The organism is Metapseudomonas otitidis (assembly GCF_011397855.1).
Lineage (GTDB): Bacteria > Pseudomonadota > Gammaproteobacteria > Pseudomonadales > Pseudomonadaceae > Metapseudomonas > Metapseudomonas otitidis.
The window spans coordinates 5,134,265-5,156,284 of the sequence record NZ_AP022642.1 but is presented as its reverse complement, the minus strand read 5'-3'; the positions used below and the strand labels follow the sequence as shown (position 1 = coordinate 5,156,284).

22 protein-coding genes are annotated in these 22,020 nt (G+C 69.4%); 9 read left to right on the top strand and 13 right to left on the bottom strand.

The window, feature by feature from the left end; genetic code table 11:
• Positions 1 to 23: 23 nt before the first annotated feature.
• The 3 genes from ispE to PotMrB4_RS23855 are packed head-to-tail and all read right to left on the bottom strand — an operon-like array spanning position 24 to position 3,232.
• Positions 24 to 875 carry a 4-(cytidine 5'-diphospho)-2-C-methyl-D-erythritol kinase gene (gene ispE, locus PotMrB4_RS23865; RefSeq protein WP_172434652.1) on the bottom strand — a complete coding sequence of 284 codons (852 nt, stop codon included), beginning with the start codon at positions 873 to 875 and terminating at the stop codon, positions 24 to 26.
• An 8-nt stretch (positions 876 to 883) separates the two neighbouring features.
• Positions 884 to 1,501, bottom strand: coding sequence for a lipoprotein insertase outer membrane protein LolB (gene lolB, locus PotMrB4_RS23860; protein WP_074973504.1), 618 nt, complete (start codon positions 1,499 to 1,501; stop codon positions 884 to 886).
• 3 nt (positions 1,502 to 1,504) lie between these two features.
• Positions 1,505 to 3,232: a tetratricopeptide repeat protein gene (locus PotMrB4_RS23855; RefSeq protein ID WP_074973502.1), complete on the bottom strand. Its 1,728-nt coding sequence runs from the start codon at positions 3,230 to 3,232 to the stop codon at positions 1,505 to 1,507.
• Positions 3,233 to 3,418: 186 nt separating this feature from the next.
• Here PotMrB4_RS23855 and hemA point away from each other — a divergent pair, with 186 nt between their 5' ends.
• The 6 genes from hemA (at position 3,419) to PotMrB4_RS23825 (ending at position 8,778) form a co-directional block, all read left to right on the top strand.
• Entirely contained in the window at positions 3,419 to 4,693 is a 1,275-nt protein-coding gene (hemA, locus tag PotMrB4_RS23850; protein ID WP_172434651.1) for a glutamyl-tRNA reductase, read from the top strand.
• Positions 4,690 to 5,772 carry a peptide chain release factor 1 gene (gene prfA, locus PotMrB4_RS23845; protein WP_044404472.1) on the top strand — a complete coding sequence of 361 codons (1,083 nt, stop codon included), beginning with the start codon at positions 4,690 to 4,692 and terminating at the stop codon, positions 5,770 to 5,772. The genes hemA and prfA overlap by 4 nt, the downstream gene beginning before the upstream one ends.
• A gap of 2 nt (positions 5,773 to 5,774) precedes the next feature.
• Complete coding sequence (gene prmC / locus PotMrB4_RS23840) at positions 5,775 to 6,605, top strand: peptide chain release factor N(5)-glutamine methyltransferase (protein WP_172434650.1); 831 nt, start codon at positions 5,775 to 5,777, stop codon at positions 6,603 to 6,605.
• On the top strand, positions 6,599 to 7,354 hold the full coding sequence (locus tag PotMrB4_RS23835; protein ID WP_074973499.1) for a molybdopterin-synthase adenylyltransferase MoeB: 756 nt from the start codon (positions 6,599 to 6,601) through the stop codon (positions 7,352 to 7,354). Before prmC ends, PotMrB4_RS23835 begins: the two co-directional genes overlap by 7 nt.
• Positions 7,347 to 8,144, top strand: a complete 798-nt coding sequence (gene murI, locus PotMrB4_RS23830) for a glutamate racemase (RefSeq protein WP_172434649.1) — start codon at positions 7,347 to 7,349, stop codon at positions 8,142 to 8,144. Before PotMrB4_RS23835 ends, murI begins: the two co-directional genes overlap by 8 nt.
• 118 nt (positions 8,145 to 8,262) lie before the next feature.
• Positions 8,263 to 8,778 (top strand): acyloxyacyl hydrolase, encoded by a 516-nt coding sequence (locus tag PotMrB4_RS23825; protein WP_044404483.1) that lies wholly within the window; start codon positions 8,263 to 8,265, stop codon positions 8,776 to 8,778.
• 145 nt (positions 8,779 to 8,923) lie between these two features.
• Here PotMrB4_RS23825 and PotMrB4_RS23820 read toward each other — a convergent pair whose 3' ends face one another.
• The 10 genes from PotMrB4_RS23820 to PotMrB4_RS23775 all read right to left on the bottom strand — a co-directional run bounded on the left by PotMrB4_RS23820 (position 8,924) and on the right by PotMrB4_RS23775 (position 18,378).
• On the bottom strand, positions 8,924 to 9,442 hold the full coding sequence (locus tag PotMrB4_RS23820; protein WP_172434648.1) for a DUF2878 domain-containing protein: 519 nt from the start codon (positions 9,440 to 9,442) through the stop codon (positions 8,924 to 8,926).
• Entirely contained in the window at positions 9,435 to 10,703 is a 1,269-nt protein-coding gene (locus tag PotMrB4_RS23815) for an SAM-dependent methyltransferase (protein ID WP_074973492.1), read from the bottom strand. Before PotMrB4_RS23815 ends, PotMrB4_RS23820 begins: the two co-directional genes overlap by 8 nt.
• The gene (locus PotMrB4_RS23810; RefSeq protein ID WP_172434647.1) at positions 10,690 to 11,490 is read right to left on the bottom strand and encodes a DUF1365 domain-containing protein; all 801 of its coding nucleotides are present in this window, start codon (positions 11,488 to 11,490) and stop codon (positions 10,690 to 10,692) included. Before PotMrB4_RS23810 ends, PotMrB4_RS23815 begins: the two co-directional genes overlap by 14 nt.
• Entirely contained in the window at positions 11,487 to 12,734 is a 1,248-nt protein-coding gene (locus PotMrB4_RS23805) for an NAD(P)/FAD-dependent oxidoreductase (RefSeq protein ID WP_107330332.1), read from the bottom strand. Before PotMrB4_RS23805 ends, PotMrB4_RS23810 begins: the two co-directional genes overlap by 4 nt.
• Positions 12,731 to 13,492, bottom strand: a complete 762-nt coding sequence (locus PotMrB4_RS23800) for an SDR family NAD(P)-dependent oxidoreductase (protein WP_172434646.1) — start codon at positions 13,490 to 13,492, stop codon at positions 12,731 to 12,733. Before PotMrB4_RS23800 ends, PotMrB4_RS23805 begins: the two co-directional genes overlap by 4 nt.
• Positions 13,489 to 13,914: a nuclear transport factor 2 family protein gene (locus PotMrB4_RS23795; RefSeq protein ID WP_172434645.1), complete on the bottom strand. Its 426-nt coding sequence runs from the start codon at positions 13,912 to 13,914 to the stop codon at positions 13,489 to 13,491. Before PotMrB4_RS23795 ends, PotMrB4_RS23800 begins: the two co-directional genes overlap by 4 nt.
• Positions 13,914 to 15,344 (bottom strand): deoxyribodipyrimidine photo-lyase, encoded by a 1,431-nt coding sequence (gene phrB / locus PotMrB4_RS23790; protein ID WP_172434644.1) that lies wholly within the window; start codon positions 15,342 to 15,344, stop codon positions 13,914 to 13,916. Before phrB ends, PotMrB4_RS23795 begins: the two co-directional genes overlap by 1 nt.
• Positions 15,345 to 15,351: 7 nt before the next feature.
• Complete coding sequence (locus tag PotMrB4_RS23785; protein WP_044404502.1) at positions 15,352 to 16,287, bottom strand: MerR family transcriptional regulator; 936 nt, start codon at positions 16,285 to 16,287, stop codon at positions 15,352 to 15,354.
• 2 nt (positions 16,288 to 16,289) lie between these two features.
• Complete coding sequence (locus tag PotMrB4_RS23780; RefSeq protein WP_044404505.1) at positions 16,290 to 17,252, bottom strand: YbgA family protein; 963 nt, start codon at positions 17,250 to 17,252, stop codon at positions 16,290 to 16,292.
• Between the two features lie 142 nt (positions 17,253 to 17,394).
• Positions 17,395 to 18,378, bottom strand: a complete 984-nt coding sequence (locus tag PotMrB4_RS23775) for an NAD(P)/FAD-dependent oxidoreductase (RefSeq protein ID WP_172434643.1) — start codon at positions 18,376 to 18,378, stop codon at positions 17,395 to 17,397.
• 194 nt (positions 18,379 to 18,572) lie between these two features.
• Here PotMrB4_RS23775 and PotMrB4_RS23770 point away from each other — a divergent pair, with 194 nt between their 5' ends.
• The 3 genes from PotMrB4_RS23770 (at position 18,573) to PotMrB4_RS23760 (ending at position 21,994) form a co-directional block, all read left to right on the top strand.
• Positions 18,573 to 19,487, top strand: a complete 915-nt coding sequence (locus PotMrB4_RS23770; RefSeq protein WP_044407450.1) for a TIGR01777 family oxidoreductase — start codon at positions 18,573 to 18,575, stop codon at positions 19,485 to 19,487.
• A complete protein-coding gene (gene hemH / locus PotMrB4_RS23765) occupies positions 19,484 to 20,509 on the top strand; it encodes a ferrochelatase (RefSeq protein WP_044407447.1) in 1,026 nt (341 codons plus the stop codon). Before PotMrB4_RS23770 ends, hemH begins: the two co-directional genes overlap by 4 nt.
• A gap of 126 nt (positions 20,510 to 20,635) precedes the next feature.
• Positions 20,636 to 21,994, top strand: coding sequence for a spinster family MFS transporter (locus tag PotMrB4_RS23760; RefSeq protein WP_044407444.1), 1,359 nt, complete (start codon positions 20,636 to 20,638; stop codon positions 21,992 to 21,994).
• The last annotated feature ends 26 nt before the right edge of the window (positions 21,995 to 22,020 follow it).

The following is a 22,020-nucleotide window of genomic DNA, read 5'->3' as shown; positions in this document are numbered from 1 at the left end:
ACCGGAGGACTTGCACACTTCTTTCAAGCCAGGCTTTCGAGGCGTCGATGCAGCATCGAGATGTTGCTGCCCTTGGCGACGAAACTTGGCAGAGTGGCCGGAAGTTGGCGGGCGACTTTATCAGCATCGTCCCGGTTTGGGAAGCTCCCAAACACACAAGCTCCGGTGCCGGTCAGTCGGGCCGATGTGAATTTGTTCAACCACATCAGTGCGTTACGAACTTCGGGGTAACGCTTCTCGACCACTGGCTGACAGTCGTTACGACTGCCCCCCTCAAGAAGGCTGCGAAGATTAATGGGCGCCGAATTCCGTGTCAACTCGGGATCGGTGAAAACTTCTGCTGTGCTGACAAAGACTTGCGGTACGGCGACGAGGAACCACGGCTCCTCCAGGGTGACCGGTTGCAGGCGCTCGCCGACGCCTTCGGCGAAGGCCGCGCGACCGCGTACGAACACCGGCACGTCGGCACCCAGTGCCAGCCCCAGCTCGGCCAGGCGCTCTTCGCCGAGGCGCGTCTGCCAGAGGTGGTCGAGGCCGAGGAGGGTGGTGGCGGCGTCGGAACTGCCGCCGCCGATGCCGCCGCCCATGGGCAGGCGCTTGTCGAGCCAGATGTCGGCGCCCAGGCGGGTGCCGGACGCCTGCTGCAGGCTGCGCGCGGCGCGGACGATCAGGTTGCTGTCATGGGGGACGCCGGGCATCTCGGTGCGCAGGTGGATCGCGCCATCCTCGCGGAGCGAGAAGCCCAGTTCGTCGCCGTGGTCGAGGAACTGGAACAGCGTCTGCAGCTCGTGGTAGCCGTCGGGACGGCGCCCGAGGATGTGCAGCATGAGGTTGAGCTTGGCCGGCGCCGGCAGGATCAGCTGGGCGTCTTGCATGGCGGAACTCACTGGCCGAGCTGGCGCGGCTGCCAGTCCTTGATCACCAGGGTGACGTCGAGGTCGGCGCCCTTGAGCTTGATGCGCTCGGGCAGGGTGAAGCCGTTCTGCTCGACGTAGCTGAGGTAGTTCACCTCCCAGCCGTCCTGCTCCAGGCGGGAGAGGTGGCTGTCGCTGTCGAGGGTCAGGCGGCTGCGGCTGTCAGGGGCGGGCAGGCCGCGCACCCACCATTGCAGGTGGGAGACGGGCAGGCGCCAGCCGAGCTGTTCTTCCAGCAGGGCTTCGGGGGATTCGGCTTCGTAGCGGCCCTGGTTGGCCACTTCCAGCACGATGGCGCCGGGGTGGCCGGTGAGGCGGGCGGCGCCACGGCCCAGCGGGCCGGAGAGGCGGATGTCGTAGTAGTCGCGGCGTTGCAGCCAGAACAGGGTGCCGCTGCCGGAGTCCTTCGGTGCGCGGATGCCGACCTTGCCGGCGATCTGCCAGCCATCGAGGGCGGCGACCTGCTGCTTGTGGGCTTTCCAGAGGGTGGCGTCGCCCTTGCCTTCAACCGATTCACGGGAGGTGAGGCCGGCGCAGCCGGTGAGCAGGAGCAGCGCCCCTGCAGCCAGTAGATGACGTAGACGCATGGATCAGAGGGTCTCGGAACCGGTCAGGCGCTTCAGGGTGCTGCGCAGGATGGGGCTGTCGGGCTGGTTCTTCAGGGCTTCGGCCCACACCTTGCGGGCTTCGCTCTGCTTGCCGTTGGCCCACAGCACTTCGCCCAGGTGGGCGGCCACTTCATGGTCGGGGAAGGCTTCCAGGGCCTGGCGCAGCAGACTCTCGGCTTCGTCCAGCTTGCCCAGGCGGAAGTTGATCCAGCCGAGGCTGTCGAGGATGGCCGGATCATCCGGCTTGAGCTGGTGCGCCTGTTCCACCAGGGCGCGGGCTTCCTCGTAGCGGGTGGTGCGGTCGGCCAGGGTGTAGCCCAGCGCGTTCAGCGCCATGGCGTTCTCGGGCTCGCGCTCGATGATGAAGCGCAGGTCGCGCTCCAGCTGGGCCAGGTCGCCGCGTTTCTCGGCCAGCATGGCGCGGGTGTAGAGCAGGTTGAGGTCGCCCGGGAACTGCTTCAGGCCCTGGGCGATGGTGGCCCAGGCGTGGTCGATCTGCTGGCGCTCGGCGAAGTTCTCCGCCTCGATCAGGTACAGCTGGATGGCGTAGTCGGGCTGTGCCTCGCGGGCCTTGGCCAGGTGACTGGCGGCTTCGTCGCCGCGCTTGGCGTCCAGCAGCAGCTCGGTGTAGCGCAGTTGCGCGGGCAGGTAGTCGTTGCCGGCGCCCACCAGGCCGTATTCGATCAGCGCGCTTTCGAGGTCGTTGCGCTTCTCGTAGACCTGGCCGAGGTTGAAGTGGGCGGAGTCCACGTGGCTGCCGCGTTCCACCAGTTCCTGCAGGTAGACCTGGGCTTCGTCCCAGGCTTCGCCTTCCATGCACACCAGGGCGAGGGAGAAGCGCAGGTCGTCGTCATCGGGGAAACGCTGCACCAGCCCGGCGAACTCGGACTTGGCTTCGTCCAGCCGGCCAGCCTCCACCAGCAGGCGGGCGTAGGTCAGGCGCAGGCGCTTGTCGTCCGGATGCTGCTTGATGGCGCGTTCCAGCAGCGGGAGCGCGTCGTCGGTGCGGTCCAGACTCTGCAGCAGGCGCGCACGCAGGAGGATCGGCGGGATCTGTTTGTCACTGGAGGGCAGGTCTTCCAGCAGGGCCAGGGCGTCCTCGGTGCGGCCGTCCTGTTGCAGCAGCACGGCCTTGCCGAACACCAGCTGGCTGTTGTCCGGGTACTTGGCCAGCAGGCGGTCGAAGCTCTGCAGCAGGCCGGCGCGGGTGTCCGGGTCGGTCTCGGCGGCGGAGAGGGCGAGGAAGTCGAAATGGGTGTCGCCCTGCTTCTGCAGCACCTTCTCCATGTAGGTCATGGATTCGTCGTAGCGACCGCCACGGGCCAGCTGGATGGCGGCGGCGCGCTGGGCATCGAGGTTTTCGGGGGCGTTGGTGGCCCAGATCAGCGCGGTGTCCAGCGCGGCCTGGTCGGCGCCCAGGTACTCGGCGATGCGGAAGGCGCGTTCGGCGACGGCGGGGTCCTGGGTGGCGTTGGCCTGCTGGACGTAGTTGCCGAGGGCGATGTCGAAGCGGTTGCGCTGCCCGGCCAGCTCGGCGGTGAGCAGGGCGAACAGCGTGTCGCGGCTGAAGGACGCATAGACCTGGGGTTTGGCTTCGGGTGCCTGGGCACTGTCTTCCACCGGCGGGGTGCCGTCCGGGGATGAAGGGGCCAGGGTCTGGCATCCGCCAAGGAACAGGAAGGCGGTCAGCAACGCGAGGGATTTATTCATAAGGGGGAAAGGGCGACTAACCTGCGGTCGGAGCATCATGACACAAGCCGCCAGGCAAGCCCATGGGGCCGGGCCCTATAGATTGCATGGCGCGTATACAGGCCTGTGACAATGGCAAGCGGTGGTTGTTCTCACTGAATCGAAGTAGGACAATTGCGCGCCTTCCGTATCCGTTAGCGACCCTGCATGGCCTTTCTAGCCCTCGGTATCAACCACAAAACCGCCTCCGTGGATGTGCGCGAGCGCGTGGCTTTTACTCCCGAGCAGCTGGTCGAGGCCCTGCAGCAGCTGTGCAGCCTCACTCCCAGCCGCGAGGCGGCGATCCTCTCCACCTGCAACCGCAGCGAGCTCTACCTGGAGCAGGACGAAATCTGCGCCGACGAGGTGCTGACCTGGCTGGCCGGCTATCACAACCTCAGCCTCGAAGAGTTGCGCGCCTGCGCCTACGTGCACCATGACGCCGCCGCCGTGCGCCACATGATGCGCGTGGCCTCGGGCCTGGACTCCATGGTCCTCGGCGAGCCGCAGATCCTCGGGCAGATGAAATCCGCCTACGCCGTGGCGCGTGAGGCCGGCACTGTCGGGCCGCTGCTGGGGCGCCTGTTCCAGGCCACCTTCAGCACCGCCAAGACCGTGCGCACCGACACTGCCATCGGCGAGAACCCCGTCTCCGTGGCCTTCGCCGCCGTCAGCCTGGCCCGGCAGATCTTCTCCAGCCTGAGCCGCAGCCAGGCGCTGCTGATCGGTGCCGGCGAGACCATCACCCTGGTCGCCCGCCACCTGCACGAGCAGGGCGTCAAACGCATCGTCGTCGCCAACCGCACCCTGGAGCGTGCCAGCCTGCTGGCCGAACAGTTCGGTGCCCACGCGGTGCTGCTGGCCGACATCCCGGGCGAACTGGTCAACAGCGACATCGTCATCAGCTCCACCGCCAGCCAGTTGCCGATCCTCGGCAAGGGCGCCGTGGAGCGCGCGCTGAAGCAGCGCAAGCACAAGCCGATCTTCATGGTCGACATCGCCGTCCCCCGCGACATCGAGCCCGAAGTGGGCGAGCTGGACGACGTCTACCTCTACACCGTCGATGACCTCCACGACGTGGTCGAGGAGAACCTCAAGAGCCGCCAGGGCGCTGCCCAGGCCGCCGAGGAACTGGTCAGCGGCGGTGTCGACGAGTTCATGCAGCGCCTGCGCGAGCTGGCTGCGGTGGACGTGCTGCGCGCCTACCGCCAGCAGGCCGAGCGGCTGCGCGACGAGGAACTGGCCAAGGCCCAGCGCATGCTGGTCAACGGCGCCGCCCCGGAGGATGTCCTCGCCCAGCTGGCCCGTGGCCTCACCAACAAGCTGCTGCACGCCCCCAGCGTGCAGCTGAAGAAACTCTCCGCCGACGGCCGCTTCGATGCGCTGGCCGTGGCCCAGGAACTCTTCGCCCTCGACGAGGGCCCGGACAAGCACCCTCAATGAAAGCGTCACTGCTCAAGAAGCTCGACATCCTCCAGGATCGTTACGAGGAGCTCACCGCATTGCTCGGCGATGCCGAGGTCATCAGCGACCAGACCCGCTTCCGCGCCTACTCCAAGGAGTACGCCGAGGTCGAGCCGGTCATCCTCGCCTTCCGCGAGTTCCGCAAGGTGCAGGACGACCTCGAAGGCGCCCAGGCGCTGCTCAAGGACAGCGACCCGGACCTGCGCGAGATGGCCGAAGAGGAAGTCGCCCAGGCCCGCGAGCAACTGGTGGGGCTGGAGGCACGCCTGCAGCGCATGCTGCTGCCCAAGGACCCCAACGACGGCCGCAACGTGTTCCTCGAGATCCGTGCCGGCACCGGCGGCGACGAGGCGGCGATCTTCTCCGGCGACCTGTTCCGCATGTACTCGCGCTATGCCGAACGCCAGGGCTGGCGCGTGGAGATCCTCTCCGAGAACGAAGGCGAGCACGGTGGCTATAAAGAGGTGATCGCCCGCGTCGAGGGCGACAACGTCTACGCCAAGCTCAAGTTCGAATCCGGCGCCCACCGCGTGCAGCGCGTGCCGGAGACCGAGTCCCAGGGCCGCATCCACACCTCCGCCTGCACCGTCGCCGTGCTCCCCGAGCCGGACGAGCAGGCCGCCATCGAGATCAACCCGGCGGACCTGCGCATCGACACCTACCGCTCCTCCGGCGCCGGCGGCCAGCACGTCAACAAGACCGACTCCGCCGTGCGCATCACCCACATCCCCAGCGGGATCGTGGTCGAGTGCCAGGAAGAGCGCTCCCAGCACAAGAACCGCGCCAAGGCCATGGCCTGGCTCGCGGCCAAGCTGAACGACCAGCAGGAAGCCGCCGCCCACAAGGAAATCTCCGAGACCCGCAAGCTGCTGGTGGGCTCCGGGGACCGTTCCGAGCGCATCCGCACCTACAACTACCCCCAGGGCCGGGTCACCGACCACCGCATCAACCTGACCCTCTACGCCCTGGACGACGTGCTCGCCGGCAGCGTGGAAGCCGTCATCGAACCGCTGCTGGCGGAATACCAGGCCGACCAGTTGGCCGCCCTCGGAGACTGACCGTGAGCATCATCGCCAGCCTGCTGAGCGACCCCCGCCTGCCGGACTCGCCCAGCCCCCGCCTGGACGCCGAACTGCTGCTCGCCGCCGCCCTCGGCAAGCCGCGCAGCTTCCTGCACACCTGGCCCGAACGGGTGGTCAGCGGCGAGGCCGCCGAGCGCTACGCCAGCTACCTCGAACGCCGCCGCCAGGGCGAGCCGGTGGCCTACATCCTCGGCCACCAGGGCTTCTGGAGCCTGGACCTGGAAGTCGCCCCGCACACCCTGATTCCCCGCCCCGACACCGAGCTGCTGGTGGAAACCGCCCTGGCCCTGGTCACGCTGCCCCAGGCCCGCGTGCTCGACCTCGGCACCGGCACCGGGGCCATCGCCCTGGCGCTGGCCTGCGAGCGCCTCGGCTGGCAGGTCACCGGCGTCGACCGCATCAGCGAGGCCGTGGCCCTGGCCGAGCGCAACCGCGAGCGCCTCGGGCTGGGCAATGCCGCCTTCCGCGAAAGCCACTGGTTCAGCGCCCTGGGCGCTGAGCGCTATGACCTGATCGTCAGCAACCCGCCCTACATCGCCGCCCAGGACCCGCACCTGGCCCAGGGCGACGTGCGCTTCGAGCCCAGCAGCGCCCTGGTGGCCGGGGCCGACGGGCTGGACGACATCCGCCTGATCGTCAGCCAGGCCCCCGCACACCTGAATGCCGGCGGCTGGCTGCTGCTTGAACACGGCTACGACCAGGCCGCCGCGGTGCGCGAACTGCTCGCCCGCGAAGGCTTCGAATCCGTGGAAAGCCGCCGCGACCTGGGCGGCCACGAACGCATCAGCCTGGGCCGCCGGCCATGCTGAGCGACGAGGAACTGCTCCGCTACAGCCGGCAGATCCTCCTGCCGCAGATCGACGTCGACGGGCAGCTTCGGCTCAAGCAGGGCCGCGTGCTCATCGTCGGCCTTGGCGGCCTCGGGTCGCCCGTCGCCCTCTACCTGGCCGCCGCCGGTGTCGGCGAGCTGCACCTGGCCGACTTCGACAGCGTCGACCTGACCAACCTGCAACGCCAGGTGATCCATGACAGCGCCAGCGTCGGCGTGCTCAAGGTGGAGTCGGCCATGACCCGCCTGGCCGCCCTCAACCCCGGCGTGCGCCTGGTGCCGATCACCCGCGCGCTGGACGAGGACAGCCTGGCGGCTGCCGTGGCCCAGGTGGACGTGGTGCTCGACTGCACCGACAACTTCGGCACCCGCGAGGCGGTCAACGCCGCCTGCATGGCGGCCGGCAAGCCGCTGGTGTCCGGCGCCGCCATCCGCCTCGACGGCCAGCTCTCGGTGTTCGACCCGCGCCGCGACGACAGCCCCTGCTACCACTGCCTCTACGGCCACGGCAGCGAAGCCGAGCTGACCTGCAGCGAGGCCGGCGTGGTCGGCCCACTGGTGGGCCTGGTGGGCAGCCTGCAGGCCCTGGAGGCGCTCAAGCTGCTGGCTGGTTTCGGCGAGCCGATGGTGGGCCGGCTGCTGCTGGTGGATGCCCTCGGCACCCGCTTCCGCGAGCTGCGGGTCAAGCGCGACCCGGCCTGCAGCGTCTGTGGCGAGCGCCATGCCTGATCGGGCGCCGATCGGGGTCTTCGACTCCGGCGTGGGCGGCCTCTCGGTGCTGCGCGAGATCCGCGCGCTGCTGCCGGCCGAATCCCTGCTCTACGTGGCCGACAGCGGCCACGTGCCCTATGGCGAAAAGAGCCCCGACTTCATCCGCGAGCGCAGCCAGCGCATCGCCGACTTCCTCCTCGGCCAGGGCGCCAAGGCCCTGGTCCTGGCCTGCAACACTGCCACCGCCGCTGCCGTGGCCGACCTGCGGGCGCGCCATCCGCACCTGCCCATCGTCGGCATGGAGCCGGCGGTCAAGCCGGCGGCCCGTGCCACCCGCAGCGGCGTGGTGGGCGTGCTGGCCACCACCGGCACCCTCAGGAGCGCCAAGTTCGCTGCCTTGCTCGACCGCTTCGCCGGGGATGTGAAGGTGGTGACCCAGCCCTGCCCGGGTCTGGTGGAGCGCATCGAGGCCGGCGACCTGGCCGGACCGGCGACCCGCGCGCTGTTGCAGGGCTACGTCCAGCCCCTGCTGGAGGCGGGTTGCGACACGCTGATCCTCGGCTGCACCCATTACCCCTTCCTGCGCCCGTTGCTGCGGGAGCTGGTGCCGGAGTCGGTGAGCCTGGTGGACACCGGCGCCGCCGTGGCGCGCCAGCTGCAGCGCCTGCTGCAGGCTGGCAATGCCCTCGCCGAAGGCGAAGCAGCACCCTGCCGTTTCTGGAGCTCCGGGGATGCCGGCGCGTTGCAGGCGGTATTGCCGGTGTTGTGGGGGGAATGCGGCGAAGACGTGCAGCCGCTGCCGGTGTAAAAAAACTCTGAACTCTCCGTTCGTCGCCTTTCTCTTAGAACCAGCCACTCTATAATTCGCGCAATTCCTAGCGTGGTATCCCCTCCTGATCAGCCTTTTTAATAAGGAAGTTTCCATCATGAAGAAACTGTTTTCCCTGGCTGCCCTCGCAGCCCTGTGCGTGGGTCCCGTCATCAGCGCCCAGGCCGCCGACGTCTCCCTCGACATCGGCCAGACCGGTGACTCCACCATGGTCTACCGCCTGGGTACGCAGTTCGACTTCGGCACCCGCTGGCTGGAAAGCAGCGTCGGCCATGTCACCGGCTACTGGGATGCGGGCTACACCTACTGGGACGGCGACGACACCGCCAGCAACCACAGCATTTCCTTCGCCCCGGTGTTCGTCTACGAATTCGCCGGCGAGACCGTGAAGCCCTACGTCGAGGCCGGCATCGGCGTGGCGCTGTTCTCCAGCACCGAGCTGGAAGACAACAAGCTGGGCTCCTCCTTCCAGTTCGAGGACCGCATCGGCGCGGGCCTGCGCTTCAACGGCCAGGAAGTCGGCGTGCGCGCCATCCACTACTCCAACGCGGGCATCAAGCAGCCCAACGACGGCGTAGAGGCCTACACCCTGCACTACCGCGTCGCCTTCTAAGGGCCTGCCTGTCATCGGCTGCGCGTCTCCGGGGCGCGCAGCCACAGGCACGACAAGCGCCCGCTCCCCCAATGGGGAGCGGGCGTTCTGTTTCTTCATCGATCGATTTCCAGCGCCGCGAGCACCGGTCACCCCGTGTCGCACCTCAGCGCGCGGGCACCAGCCGGGCTGCCAGTGCGTGCAGCAGCGGGAACACCAGCGCCCAGATCACCGCCAGCAGCGCCAGGCTCGTCACCTGGCCCAGTGGCAGGCCCACGTCCGCCAGACGCGCGCCGGCGTAGTAGGAGAGCGGTCCGCCGAGGGCGCCGAGCAGCGCCGACAGCCACAGCGGGCGCGCGCTCCAGGCCAGGCAGTGGCGCAGGGTGGTGGCCAGCAGGGCCCAGAGCAGGATCAGCCAGGCCGGTGCCCAGCGACTCTCACCGGCGAAGTCAAACAGCCCCAGGTTGAGCAGCAGGCTGTCCAGCGCCGCACCCAGCAGGGCGACGGCCGCCACCAGCGGCAGCTCCTGGCGCCAGTGGGCGACGAGGCCCAGGTGCAGCGCCAGCGCAGCCAGCGGCACCAGCAGCAGGAGCGGGTGCTGGCTGGCGAACACGCAGGCGAACCACCCGGCCTGGAAGGCCAGGGCGTTCAGCCCGTTCGCCAGCAGCGGCGGCAGCTCACGCATCCAGCTGGCCGAGCAGCGGGGCGTGGCGGGCGCCGGGCTTGGCCAGCAGCAGCTGGGCGGTGCCGATGGCGCGCTCCAGGAAGCCACCTTCGCAGTAGCACAGGTAGAACTCCCATAGCCGGTAGAAGTAGGCGTCGTAGCCGAGGCCTTCCAGCTCGCTGCGGGCGCGGGCGAGGTTCTCGTGCCAGGCGCGCAGGGTGCGGGCGTAGTCGGTGCCGAAGTCTTCCATGTGCACCAGGTTCAGGTCGCTGGCCTCGGTGGCCACCTGCAGCATGCGGGTGACCGAGGGCAGGGCACCGCCCGGGAAGATGTAGCGCTGGATGAAGTCCACGCTGCGCTTGGCCTGCTCGTAGCGCTGGTCGCGGATGGTGATGGCCTGCAGCAGCATCAGGCCGTCGTCCTTCAGCAGGCGCGCGCACTGGGCGAAGTAGGTGGGCAGGAAGCGGTGGCCCACGGCCTCGATCATCTCGATGGAGACCAGCTTGTCGAAGCGGCCCTCCAGGTCGCGGTAGTCCTTCAGCAGCACCTCCACCCGGTCCTGCAGGCCCAGTTCGGCGATGCGCTTCTGGCAGTGGGCGTGCTGCTCGTGGGAGAGGGTCACGCTGGTGACCTTGCAGCCGAAGCGGGTGGCGGCGTGGATGGCCATGCCACCCCAGCCGCTGCCGATCTCCAGCAGGTGGTCGTCGGGAGTCAGGCGCAGTTTCTGGCAGATGCGCTCCAGCTTGTTCAGCTGCGCGGCCTCCAGGGACTGCTCCGGGTGCTCGTACTGGGCCGCCGAGTACATCATCGTCGGGTCCAGCATGCGCTCGAACAGGTCGTTGCCGAGGTCGTAGTGGGCGGAGATGTTGCGCTGGGAGCCGGCGCGGGTGTTGCGGTTGAGCCAGTGCAGGCCGTGCAGCAGCGGACGGCCGAGCAGCGCCAGGCCGCCCTCCATGTCGTCCAGCACGTCGAGGTTGGCGACGAACACGCGGATCACTGCCGTCAGGTCCGGGGTGGTCCAGTAGCCGTGGACGTAGGCTTCGCCGGAGCCGATGGAGCCGTTGCTGGCCACCAGCGCCCAGGCTGCCGGGTCGAGGATCTCGATGCGTGCCCGCAGGGTGGCGCGCGGGTCGCCGTAGACGTGCTCCTCGCCGTCTTCCAGCACGGTGAGCTGGCCGTGGCGCAGCTGCGCCAGGCGCGAGGTCACCAGCCGCCTCAGCAGGCCGCTGGCCAGGCCGTTGCCGCCGAACAGTCCGGTCCGGGCGAGGCTAGGGTTTTTCATGGTCATGCTCCTGGGAAAGCGGGACGGCGACGCGGTAAGCGTCCGCCGCCACCTGATGGTTGAAAATGGGCGTGCGTTTGATCAGCAGGCGCAGGGCCTGCCAGTAGATGGCCAGGCCGGTCTTGGCGGTCATCCAGGGGAAGCGTGCGAGGTAGCGGTGCAGGCTGCCCCGGTCCAGCGGCTCGCGGGTCAGGTCGAGGGTGGCGTCGAAGGCGCGCTGACCCTCGCGCCAGTTCTCGATGTGCACCCCCAGGCGCTGGCTCACCGGGGTGAAGGCCATTCGGTAGGTCATGTCGCGGGGCATGAAGGGCGAGACGTGGAAGGCCTTGTCCACCTGGATGCGCTGGGCGCCGTCACCCTGGGCCGGCACTACATAGTGGTAGCGCTCGCGCCAGGGGGTGTTGGTCACCTCGCAGAGGATGGCCGCCAGGCGGCCGTCGGCGTGGTGGCAGTAGTAGAAGCTCGCCGGGTTGAAGGCCAGGCCCCAGCTGCGCACCTGGGTGAGCAGGCACACCGGGCCCTCCGGCCGCTCGCCGAGGGCCTCGGCCACCAGCTGGCGGGCCGCTTCGGCCAGGGGGTGGCCGTTGGCGGTGTAGGCGCACAGGTAGTCCCGCTCGCGGAAGGAGAAGGGCGCGAAGCGCCCGCTGCCGGCCAGGGGCGACAGGCCGAGTACCGCCTCGCGTTCGTCCAGGTCCAGGTACAGCAGGCCGATGCGGTAGCGGAAGGCATGGGCCCGCGGGCTGTGCCTACGGTGCTGCACCCAGCCGCTGTAGAGGGCGCTGTTCACAGGTTTTCCCCGAATGCACGGGCCACGCGCAGGGCGCTGACCACGCCGTCCTCATGGAAGCCGTTGGCCCAGTAGGCGCCACAGAAATGGCTGTGCTGCTGGCCACTGATTTCCCCCCAACGCGCCTGGGCCTGCATGCCGGCCAGGCTGTACTGAGGATGAGCGTAGGTGAAGCGCGCAAGGATGCGTGCCGGGTCGATGGCGTCGGTCTGGTTGAGGCTGACGCAGAAGGTCTCCGGCGCCTCGATGCCTTGCAGGCGGTTCATGTCGTAGGTCACGGCCGCCGGCTGGTGCGCCGGGCCGCCGAGGCGGTAGTTCCAGCTGGCCCAGGCCAGCTTGCGGCGGGGCAGCAGGCGGGCATCGGTGTGCAGCACCACCTCGTTGTCGGCGTAGGGCAGGGCGCCGAGGATCTCGCGCTCGGCCTGGCTCGGCTCGGCCAGCAGGGTCAGGGCCTGGTCGCTGTGGCAGGCGAACACCACCTGGTCGAAGCGTTCTGCGCCGGCGGCGCTGTGCACGGTCACCCCGTCGGCATCGCGCTCCACGCGGCTGACCGGGCAGGCCAGGCGGATGCGCTCGGCGAAGCTCTCCGTCAGGGGCGCCACGTAGCTGCGCGAGCCGCCGCTGATGACCCGCCACTGCGGGCGGTCGTTGACCGAGAGCAGCCCGTGGTTCTTGAAGAAGCGCACGAAGAACGCCAGGGGGAAGGCCAGCATGTCCTCCAGGGAGGTGGACCAGATGGCCGCGCCCATGGGCACCAGGTAGTGGTCGCGGAAGCGCTGGCCGTAGCCGCGCTCGCGCAGGTAGTCGCCGAGGGTGGCGCTGGTGGGGACGCGGCCGCTGTCGAGGTCGGCCAGGGACTCGCGGTTGAAGCGCAGGATGTCCCGCAGCATGCCCCAGAACCCCGGGGAGAGCAGGTTGCTGCGCTGGGCGAACAGGCTGTTGAGGTTGTTGCCGTTGTATTCCAGGCCGCTGGCCGGGTCGCACACGGAGAAGCTCATCTCGGTGGGCTGGTGGGCCACGCCGAGCTGCTCCATGAGGCGGATGAAGTTCGGGTAGGTCCAGTCGTTGAACACGATGAACCCGGTGTCCACCGCGTAGCTGCGCCCGTGCAGGGTGACGTCCACGGTGTGGGTGTGGCCGCCGATCCAGTCGCTGGCCTCGAACACCTGGATGTCGTGGCGGCGGTTCAGCAGGTAGGCCGTGGTGAGGCCGGCGATGCCGCTGCCGATGATGGCGATCTTCATGAAGGGGCTCCGTTGCGCGACAGGCGTTTGCCGATGGCCAGTCGCAGCCGCGCGGGCAGGCTCCCGAGCAGGCCGAGGGTGAGGATGAAGGGGCGCGGGAAGGCGATATCCAGCGGGCGGCGTTCCAGGCGCTCGGCGATGTAGCGGGCGGCCCGCTCCACCGGCCAGCGCATGGGCATGGGGAAGTCGTTGCGCTGGGTCAGCGGGGTGTCGACGAAGCCGGGGCTGACCACGGTGACGTCGATGCCTTCGCTGGCCAGGTCCACCCGCAGCGATTGCAGCAGGTAGCGCAGGCCGGCCTTGGAGGCGCCATAGGCTTCGGCGCGGGGCAGTTCGAACAGGGTCACGGCGCTGGCCACGCCCACCAGGTGGGGATCGCGGCCGGCCCGCAGCAGCGGCAGGGCCGCCTCGATGCAGCGGGCGCTGCCCACCAGGTTGAGGTTGACCACCCGTTCCACCATGTCGGCGTCGAACTGGCGGGCGTCGAGGTATTCGCAGGTGCCGGCGTTGAGGATGGCGGTATCCAGCGCGCCCCAGTGCGCCTTGATGTGCTCGGCGATGTCGGCCGCCACGCCGCGGGCGCCGAGGTCACCGGGCAAGGCCAGTACCTGGCCGGGGTAGCGTTGCTCGAAGGCTTGCAGCGCGGCCAGCGAGCGCGCGGTGAGGGCCAGGTGGTGGCCCTGATCCAGCAGGCACTCGGCCAGCGCGGCGCCGATGCCGCTGCTGGCACCGGTGAGCCAGATGCGTCGGGTGCTCATGCCAATCTCCCTTTCAGCCAGTGGATGACCCGCCCCATCAGCGGCAGGTGTTCGTAGAGCAGTGCGCCCGCGTCGAAATAGTCACGGTGGTGGTACACGCGGCCGTCGCGCCAGCGCAGGTGCGAGCAGCCTTCCACGGAGATCTCGCGGCCACCGGCCAGGCGCGGGTGGCGGTAGCGCATGGTCCAGCGCAGGTAGCCCTCGCCCTCCCCGACGCTGTCGTGGCCGTGGAACTGGAAGGCCAGGGCCTCGACGTTCTCGTACAGCTCGGCGAAGTAGCGGCGCAGGGCGGCCAGGCCTTCGATGCGGTGCAGCGGGTCCTGGAACACCACGTCGTCGCTGTAGAGCTGGCCCAGGCGGTCCAGGCTGTCGCGGCCGATGGCGGCGAAGTCCTCGGCGAAACGCGGCAGGAAGGCGTCCATCAGCGGGGCTCCTTGGGCAGGTCGCGGAAGGCGGCTATGGCGCGGTCACGGCTGGCCGCCAGGTCCACCAGCGGGCGCGGGTAGCCCTGCACGCCGAACAGCCCGCCAAGGGCGGACGGGTCGTGCACGGCGTCGTCGTCCAGGCGGCCCAGCTCCGGCAGCCACTGGCGCAGGAAGCGTGCCTTGGGATCAAAGCGACGGGATTGGGTGACCGGGTTAAACACGCGGAAGTAGGGCACGGAGTCGGTGCCGGTGGAGGCGCTCCATTGCCAGCCGCCGTTGTTGGCGGCCAGGTCACCGTCGATCAGGTGGCGCATGAACCAGCGCTCGCCCTCGCGCCAGTCGATGAGCAGGTTCTTCGTCAGGTACATGGCGGTGATCATGCGCAGGCGGTTGTGCATCCAGCCGGTGGCCAGTAACTGGCGCATCGCGGCGTCGACGATGGGCACGCCGGTGCGGCCCTGCTGCCAGGCCTCCAGGTCGGCCGGGGCATCGCGCCAGGGCAGCGCTTCGGTCTCCGGGCGGAAGGCGCGGTGCCGGCTGACGCGGGGGTAGCCCACCAGGATGTGCTTGTAGAACTCGCGCCAGAGCAGTTCGTTTATCCAGGTCACGGCACCTTCGCTGCCGCTGTCGAACTCGCCGCGGTTCTGCGTCAGGGCGGCGTGCAGGCATTGGCGCGGGGAGACCACGCCGGCCGCGAGGTAGGGCGAGAGCTGGCTGGTGCCGGGCTCGGCGGGCAGGTCGCGGCGGTCACGGTAGCCGTGCAGGTCGTCTTCGGCGAAGGCCGCCAGGCGGGCCAGGGCCGCGCGTTCACCGGCGGGCCACAGCTCGCGCAGGCTCTGCGGCGGGGTCGGGAAGCCGTCCACGGCTTCCGGCAGCGGGTCGCTGGGCACAGTCAGCGGCGCCTGGGCGGCGGGCAGCGGCAGGCACGGAGGCAGGGCGCTGTGCAGGCGCTCGTAGCAGACCTTGCGGAACTGGCTGTAGACCTGGAAGTAGCCGCCGGTACGGGTCAGCACGCTGCCGGGGCGGAACAGCAACTGGTCGAGGTGGCTGTGCAGGGTGATGCCGTCGCGGGCCAGGCGGGCGCGCACGGCCTCGTCCCGGCGCTGCTCGTGGATGCCGTATTCCTCGTTGACCTGGACGCCGCCCACGGCGTGCTCGCGGCACAGTCGGGCGATGGTCTCGGGGGCTTCGTCCCAGTGGTCGATGTGGCGCACCAGCAGCGGTACGTTCAGGGCCTGCAGTTCGCGTTGCAGTTCGACGAGGTTGCGCAGCCAGAAGTCGACCTTGGCCGCTGCGTCGTCGTGGGCCTGCCACTGGCCGGGGCTGACCAGGAACAGGGCGAGGGTCGGGCCGGCCTGGAGGGCGGCGGTCAGGGCGGTGTTGTCGTGGACCCGCAGGTCGCACCGGAACCAGATCAGTTGCTGCATGGGAACCTCAGGAGCCGGCCAGCAGGCCGAGCCCGTACAGGGTGTTCAGGGCCGCGACCGGGTCGTCGGCCAGGTGGATGTCGGGGTGGTCGTGTTCCAGCGGTGCCAGCGCTTCGCGGTGGATGCGCACGGCGGCGCCGCTGAGCAGCACCGGGCAGGCGTGGCCCATCAGCAGGCGCGGCAACTGCCCGTTCAATGCGTGGTCGGCGTGGAAGGCCAGGGCGCGGGGCTCCATGCGGGCCAGGGCCAGGGGCAGCTCGGCCACCGGCACCGGCCACTCCAGCACCTCCACCGGGCAGCCGGTGTTGCTCGCCAGCCAGGCGGTGAGCCAGAGGCCGGGGTTCATCGGCTGCTCGCAGGGGTTGATCAGCAGCAGCGGCGCGCCGCTGTTCTGGCGGTTGTTGTGGTGGATGCGGGTGCCCAGCTTGCTGCGCAGCCAGGCATTGAAGAAGACCCGCTCCAGCCGTGCGCCGTACTGGTCGCGCCAGCGGCTTTCCAGCTGGGTGAGCAGGGGCAGCAGCAGCTGCTGGCACAGGGTGTGGGGCGGGTAGAGCGACAGGGCGGCGTTGAAGCGCTCGTCCAGGCGCCGGTCGGCGAGGGCGTCGATGGCTTCCAGCAGCTTGGCGCGCTGTTCGTCCCACTGGGAGGTGATGTCGATGTCCGGGCTCTGGCCGCCGCGCAGCAGCGCCTTGACCTGGCTCACCGGCACGCCGCGGTCCAGCCAGGCGAGCACGGCGCGGATGCGCGCCAGGTGCCCGGCGTCGTAGAGGCGGTGGCCCTTGGCGGTGCGGTGGGGCAGCACCAGGCCGTAGCGCCGTTCCCAGGCGCGCAGGGTCACGGCGTTGACACCGGTGAGCCGCGACACGTCGCGAATCGGCAGCAGGCCGCGTTCCAGGGCTGCCTGGCACTCGGCGTCGAGGGGGAGGTCGTCCTGTTCGTCCATGGTCAGATGGCGTTGCGCAGGCTGAGGTCTTCGGGATGCGGTTGCAGGTAGGCCTGCTGCGCGATGTAGGGGTGCGGGTGGCGGGCGAAGTGGTGCTTGAGCAGGGTCATTGGCACCACCAGCGGCACGATGCCGGCGCGGTATTTGTCGATCAGGGCCTGCATTTCGGCCTTCTCCTCGCGGGACAGGGCGTCCTTCAGGTAACCCGATAGGTGCTGCAGGACGTTGCTGTGGGTGCCCCGGGTGGCGCAGCGGCTGAGGCCCTTCATCAGCTCGCTGAAGTAGCGCGGCGCCAGTTCCTCGGGGTGGTGTTCGCCGATGCCGCCGAGCATCCGCCCCAGGGCGCGGTAGCGCGCGGGGTCGCTGGCCATCAGCTGGTACTTGTAGCGGGCGTGGAATTCGAGGATGCCGCGCCGGGTCAGCCCCTCGGCCTGCAGGGCGCGCCATTCGGCGTGGGCGTAGACGCGGGTGAGGAAGTTCTCCCGCAGCACCGGGTCGCACAGGCGGCCTTCTTCCTCCACCGGCAGGTCGGGGCGGGCGGCGCAGAAGGTCTCGGCGAACAGGCCGCGTCCGCCGCCTTCGGCGGGGTAGCCGTTGTCCTGGTAGACCTTGACCCGGTAGAGGCCGCAGGAGGGCGACTTCTGCATGAAGATGAAGCCGTCCAGGTCGTCCAGGCGCTCGGCGGTCTGCCGGCCGTAGTCGCGCAGGGCATCGCTGACGTCACGCTCGTCGCGGCTGCCCACGGCGCGCGGGGCGGCGGGGTCGCCCACCAGGCGCAGGGTCGGGCGTGGTGTGCCGAGGCCGATGCCGACCTCCGGGCAGACGCGGACGAATTCCAGGTGGCGGGCGAGGAACTGGCTGCACAGGCGGGATTCCTTGTGCCCGCCATTGAAGCGGACTTCCTCGCCCATCAGGCAGGCGCTGATGCCGATCTTGGGGGGCTGGGCAGTGGGGGCGCTGGACATGCGGTGCCTCGGATGAACTTGTACAGGTTCTGTGGTTTGTACAACCTGTGTTCATCATAGGCGTGCCGTTGTACAAATCAATAGCCTTGTACAACTTTCCCGGCGACCTGTCCGGGGTCGCCGGTGGGACGGTGCGCGACCGTCAGAGGTGTTCGAGCAGGCGGCGGGCGGCGTCCTGCCCGCTCAGCCAGGCGCCTTCCACGCGGCCGGAGCTGCACCAGTCGCCGCAGGCGTAGAGCCCCAGGTCGGCATCGGCCAGGGCGCCCCATTCGTGGGCCTGGGCCGGGCGCGCGTAGAGCCAGCGGTGGGCCAGGGTGAAGGCCGGCGGCGGCACGGCGCAGCCGATCAGCTCGGCGAAGGCGCCGTAGAGCTGCTCGATCACCGCTTCCTTGGGCAGGTCCAGATGCTGGCGGCTCCAGGTGCTGGTGGCGTGCAGCACCCAGGTGTCCTGGCTGTTGTCGCGACCCGGCTTGGTGCGGTTGCGCGCCACCCAGTCGAGCCCGCTGCCTTGCACGAAGCAGCCCTCGACGGGCGTCTCCAGCGGCTTCTCGAAGGCCAGGGCCACGGCCCAGGTGGGCTCCATGGCGACGCTGGCGGCGACCCCGGCGAGCTTGGGGGCGGCGGCCAGCAGGGTGGTGGCCTGGGGCGCGGGGGTGGCGATGATGACGTGGCTGAAGGGGCCGTGGCTCTGGCCCTCGGCGTCCAGCAGGCTCCAGTGCTGCTCGCCGCGGAACACCTCGGTGATGCGGCAGCTGAAGTTCACCGGCAGCGCGCCCATCAGGGCCCGGGTGATGGCGCTCATGCGTGGGGTGCCGACCCAGCGCACCTGCTCGTCCGGGGAGGGCGCGAGGGTGCCGTTGCGGAAGTTGTAGAGGGTGGGCGTCCACTCGGCGACCCAGCCGCGTTCGCGCCATTGCTGGACGACTTCGTTGAAGCGGCGGTCACGGGCGGTGAAGTACTGCGCGCCCAGGTCCAGGGAGCCGGCGTCGCTGCGCTTGCTGGCCATGCGTCCGCCACTGCCGCGGCTCTTGTCGAAGAGCTGCACGGCATGCCCGGCGGCGCTGAGCGCCTGGGCGGCGGAGAGGCCCGCGAGGCCGGTCCCGATGATTGCGATGGGTGTGTTCATGGTCTACCTCGATACCTTTGTGCGTGACTGCAGGTCGGGCTGACAAACCTGTACAGATTGCTTGAATTGTACAGGGATGATCGGTTCCAATCGCGATGCCTTCAAGGGGTGTGACCGTGATGGAGCCAACCTGTGCCCCGTCATGATTCAGACTAGGGCGATATTTCCAGTTGGTGCCATGCGAGGAGGATGCCATGCACATATTGCTGACCGGCGGTACTGGGCTGATTGGAAGCGCCCTGTGCCGGCGCTGGGTTGCCGAAGGCCACCAACTGACGGTCTTGAGCCGTCGGCCCCAGGATGTACCGCGCCTGTGCACCGCTTCGGTGCGTGGCATCGCCCGGCTGGAAGACTACGGGGACGGCCCGCTGGACGCGGTGGTGAACCTTGCTGGCCAACCCGTTGCCGACCGCCCCTGGACCCGCGCCCGCAAGGCCAGCCTGCTGGCCAGCCGCGTGGCGCTGACCGAGCGCCTGGTGGCCTGGCTGGGTACCCGCAGCCAGCGCCCGGCGCTGCTGCTCAACGGCTCGGCGGTGGGCTGGTACGGCGACGGCGGCGAGCGTGAGCTGCGCGAGGACGCCCCACCCGGACAAGGCGATTTCGCCAGCGAGCTGTGCCAGGCCTGGGAAGACGCCGCCCGTGACGCCGAAGCCCTGGGCATCCGCGTGGTGCTGCTGCGCATCGGCCTGGTGATGTCGCCCCGTGGCGGCTTTTTGTCGCGCCTGCTGCCGCAGTTCCGCTTCGGCCTCGGCGGCACCATGGGCAGCGGACGCCAGTGGTGGCCGTGGATTCATCTGGAAGATCAAATCGCCGCGATGGATTTTCTTTTGCGGCTGGACGGCGCGAGCGGTCCCTATAATGCGTGCGCGCCGCAGCCGGCCCGCAACGCCGACTTCGCCCGCAGCCTGGGCCGTGCCCTCGGGCGGCCGGTCTGGCTGCCGACGCCGGCCGCGGTGCTGCGGCTTCTGCTGGGGGAAATGTCGATCCTGATGATCGGCGGCCAGCGTGCCCTGCCCAGCCGATTGCTGGAGGCCGGCTTCACCTTTCGTTTCAACGACCTCGACCGGGCGCTGGCTGACCTGGTCGGGCCCAAGAAGGATGTTCCATGACCGATCACGCGCTGTTGCTGGTGAACCTGGGTTCGCCGTCGTCCACCTCGGTGGAGGACGTGCGCCGCTACCTCAACCAGTTCCTCATGGACCCCTACGTCATCGACCTGCCCTGGCCGCTGCGCCGCCTGCTGGTGTCGCTGATCCTGATCAAGCGGCCGGCGCAGTCGGCCCACGCCTACGCCTCCATCTGGTGGCCCGAAGGCTCGCCACTGGTGACCCTCAGCCGCCGCCTGCAAGAGGCCACCCGGCCGTTCTGGCCCCACGGGCCGGTGGCCCTGGCGATGCGCTACGGCGAGCCCTCCATCGAGAACACCCTGCAGGAGCTGGTACGCCAGGGCGTGAAGCGCGTGACGCTGGCGCCGCTGTACCCGCAGTTCGCCGACAGCACCACCACCACCGTCGAGCAGGAGACGCGCCGGGTCATCGCGGCCCACGGCCTCAAGCTCCAGGTGCAGGTGCTCGACCCCTTCTATGACCAGCCCGAGTACCTCGACGCCCTGGTGGCCAGTGCCCGCCCGCACCTGGAGCAGGGCTTCGACCACCTGCTGATGAGCTACCACGGGCTGCCCGAGCGTCACCTGCACAAGGCCGATACCAGCGGCAGCCACTGCCTGAAGGGCGCGGACTGCTGCCAGCGCGCCGAGGGCCAGGTGCTCGCCCGCTGCTACCGCGCCCAGTGCTACCGCACCAGCGAAGGCTTCGCCGCACGCATGGGGCTGCAGCCGGGGCAGTGGTCGGTGTCCTTCCAGTCGCGCCTGGGCCGCGCCAAGTGGATCGAGCCCTACACCGAAAGCCGCCTCGACGAACTGGCGGCCCAGGGGGTGAAGAAACTGCTGGTGATGTGCCCGGCCTTCGTCGCCGACTGCATCGAGACCCTGGAGGAGATCGGCGACCGTGGGCGCGAGCAGTTCATCGCCGCCGGCGGCGAGGACCTGGTGCTGGTGCCCTGCATGAACGACCACCCGCAATGGGCCCAGGCCCTGGCCAGCCTTTCCGGCAAGGCCCAGCGCCTGCTCTGAGCATCAGCCCGGGGGCAGCCCGGGCATTCGCCTGGCCTATAAGGCCGCTGCCCCATCCCGCCTGCACCTAAGCTGGGCGCTCCTTCCACCCGTCGTGCGCCGCACCGGCGGCGCCGAGGAGAGCCCATGCAGAACAACAACAACGGCTATCCCTCGGGCCTGCGAGCCTGGACCACCGTCGCCATCCTGATGGTGGCGTACGTGCTGTCGTTCATCGACCGGCAGATCCTCAACCTGCTGGTGGGCCCCATCCGCCGCGACCTGGTCATCAGCGACACCCAGATGAGCCTGCTCATGGGGCTGTCTTTCGCGCTGTTCTACACCGTGTGCGGCATCCCCCTCGGGCGCCTGGCCGATACCCGCAGCCGACGCGGGCTGATCGCCATCGGCGTGCTGTTCTGGAGCGCCGCCACCGCCGCCTGCGGGCTGGCCAAGCTCTACTGGCAGTTCCTCGTCTGCCGCATCGGCGTGGGCGTCGGCGAGGCGGCCCTGTCGCCGGCGGCCTATTCGCTGATCGCCGACAGCTTCCCCCGGGAGCGCCGTGCCACCGCCATCAGCGTCTATTCCATGGGGGTGTACCTGGGCTCGGGGCTGGCCTTCCTGGTGGGCGGGCTGGTGATCAAGTTCGCCTCGGCCCAGGGCGACGTGCACCTGCCGCTGCTGGGAGACGTGCGGCCCTGGCAGCTGATCTTCCTCATCCTCGGCGCCGCCGGGGTGCTGTTCACCTTGTTGATGCTGGCGGTGCGCGAGCCCGAGCGGCGGGGCGTCGGCTCCGGCGTCGCGGTGCCGCTGTCGGAGGTCGGCCGCTACCTGCGCAGCAACCGCCGCACGGTGCTGTGCCACAACCTCGGCTTCGCCGGGCTGTCCTTTGCCGGCTACGGCAGTGCGGCCTGGATTCCCACCTACTACATCCGCACCCACGGCTGGGATGCCGGGCACGTCGGCGTCGTCTACGGCTCCCTGGTGGCGGTATTCGGCTGCCTGGGCGTGGTGTTCGGCGGGCGCCTGGCGGACTGGATGGCCAAGCGCGGCCGCAGCGACGCCAACATGCGCGTCGGCCTGCTCGCCGCCCTGGGCGCGTTGCCGCTGGTGATCCTGTTCCCGCTCCTCGACGATGCCGCCTGGGTGACCGTGGTGATGGCGCCGACGGTGTTCTGCCTGAGCATGCCCTTCGGCGTGGCGCCGGCAGCGATCCAGGAGATCATGCCCAACACCATGCGCGGCCAGGCTTCGGCCATCTACCTGTTCGTCATTACCCTCATCGGCCTCGGGCTCGGCCCCACGGCGGTGGCGCTGGTCACCGACTTCGTTTTCGCTGATGACCTGGCCCTGCGCTGGTCGCTGCTGATCGTCACCACCCTGGCGGTGGGCAGCTCCGTGGTGTTGCTGTGGATGGGCCTCAAGCCATATCGGGAGAGCGTCGAGCGGCTGAAGCAATGGGTGGCGCCGAGCGTGATGCCGGCGGCGAAGCTGGCGGATGCTTGATCCGGGGAGGGGGGATGAAATGGTGG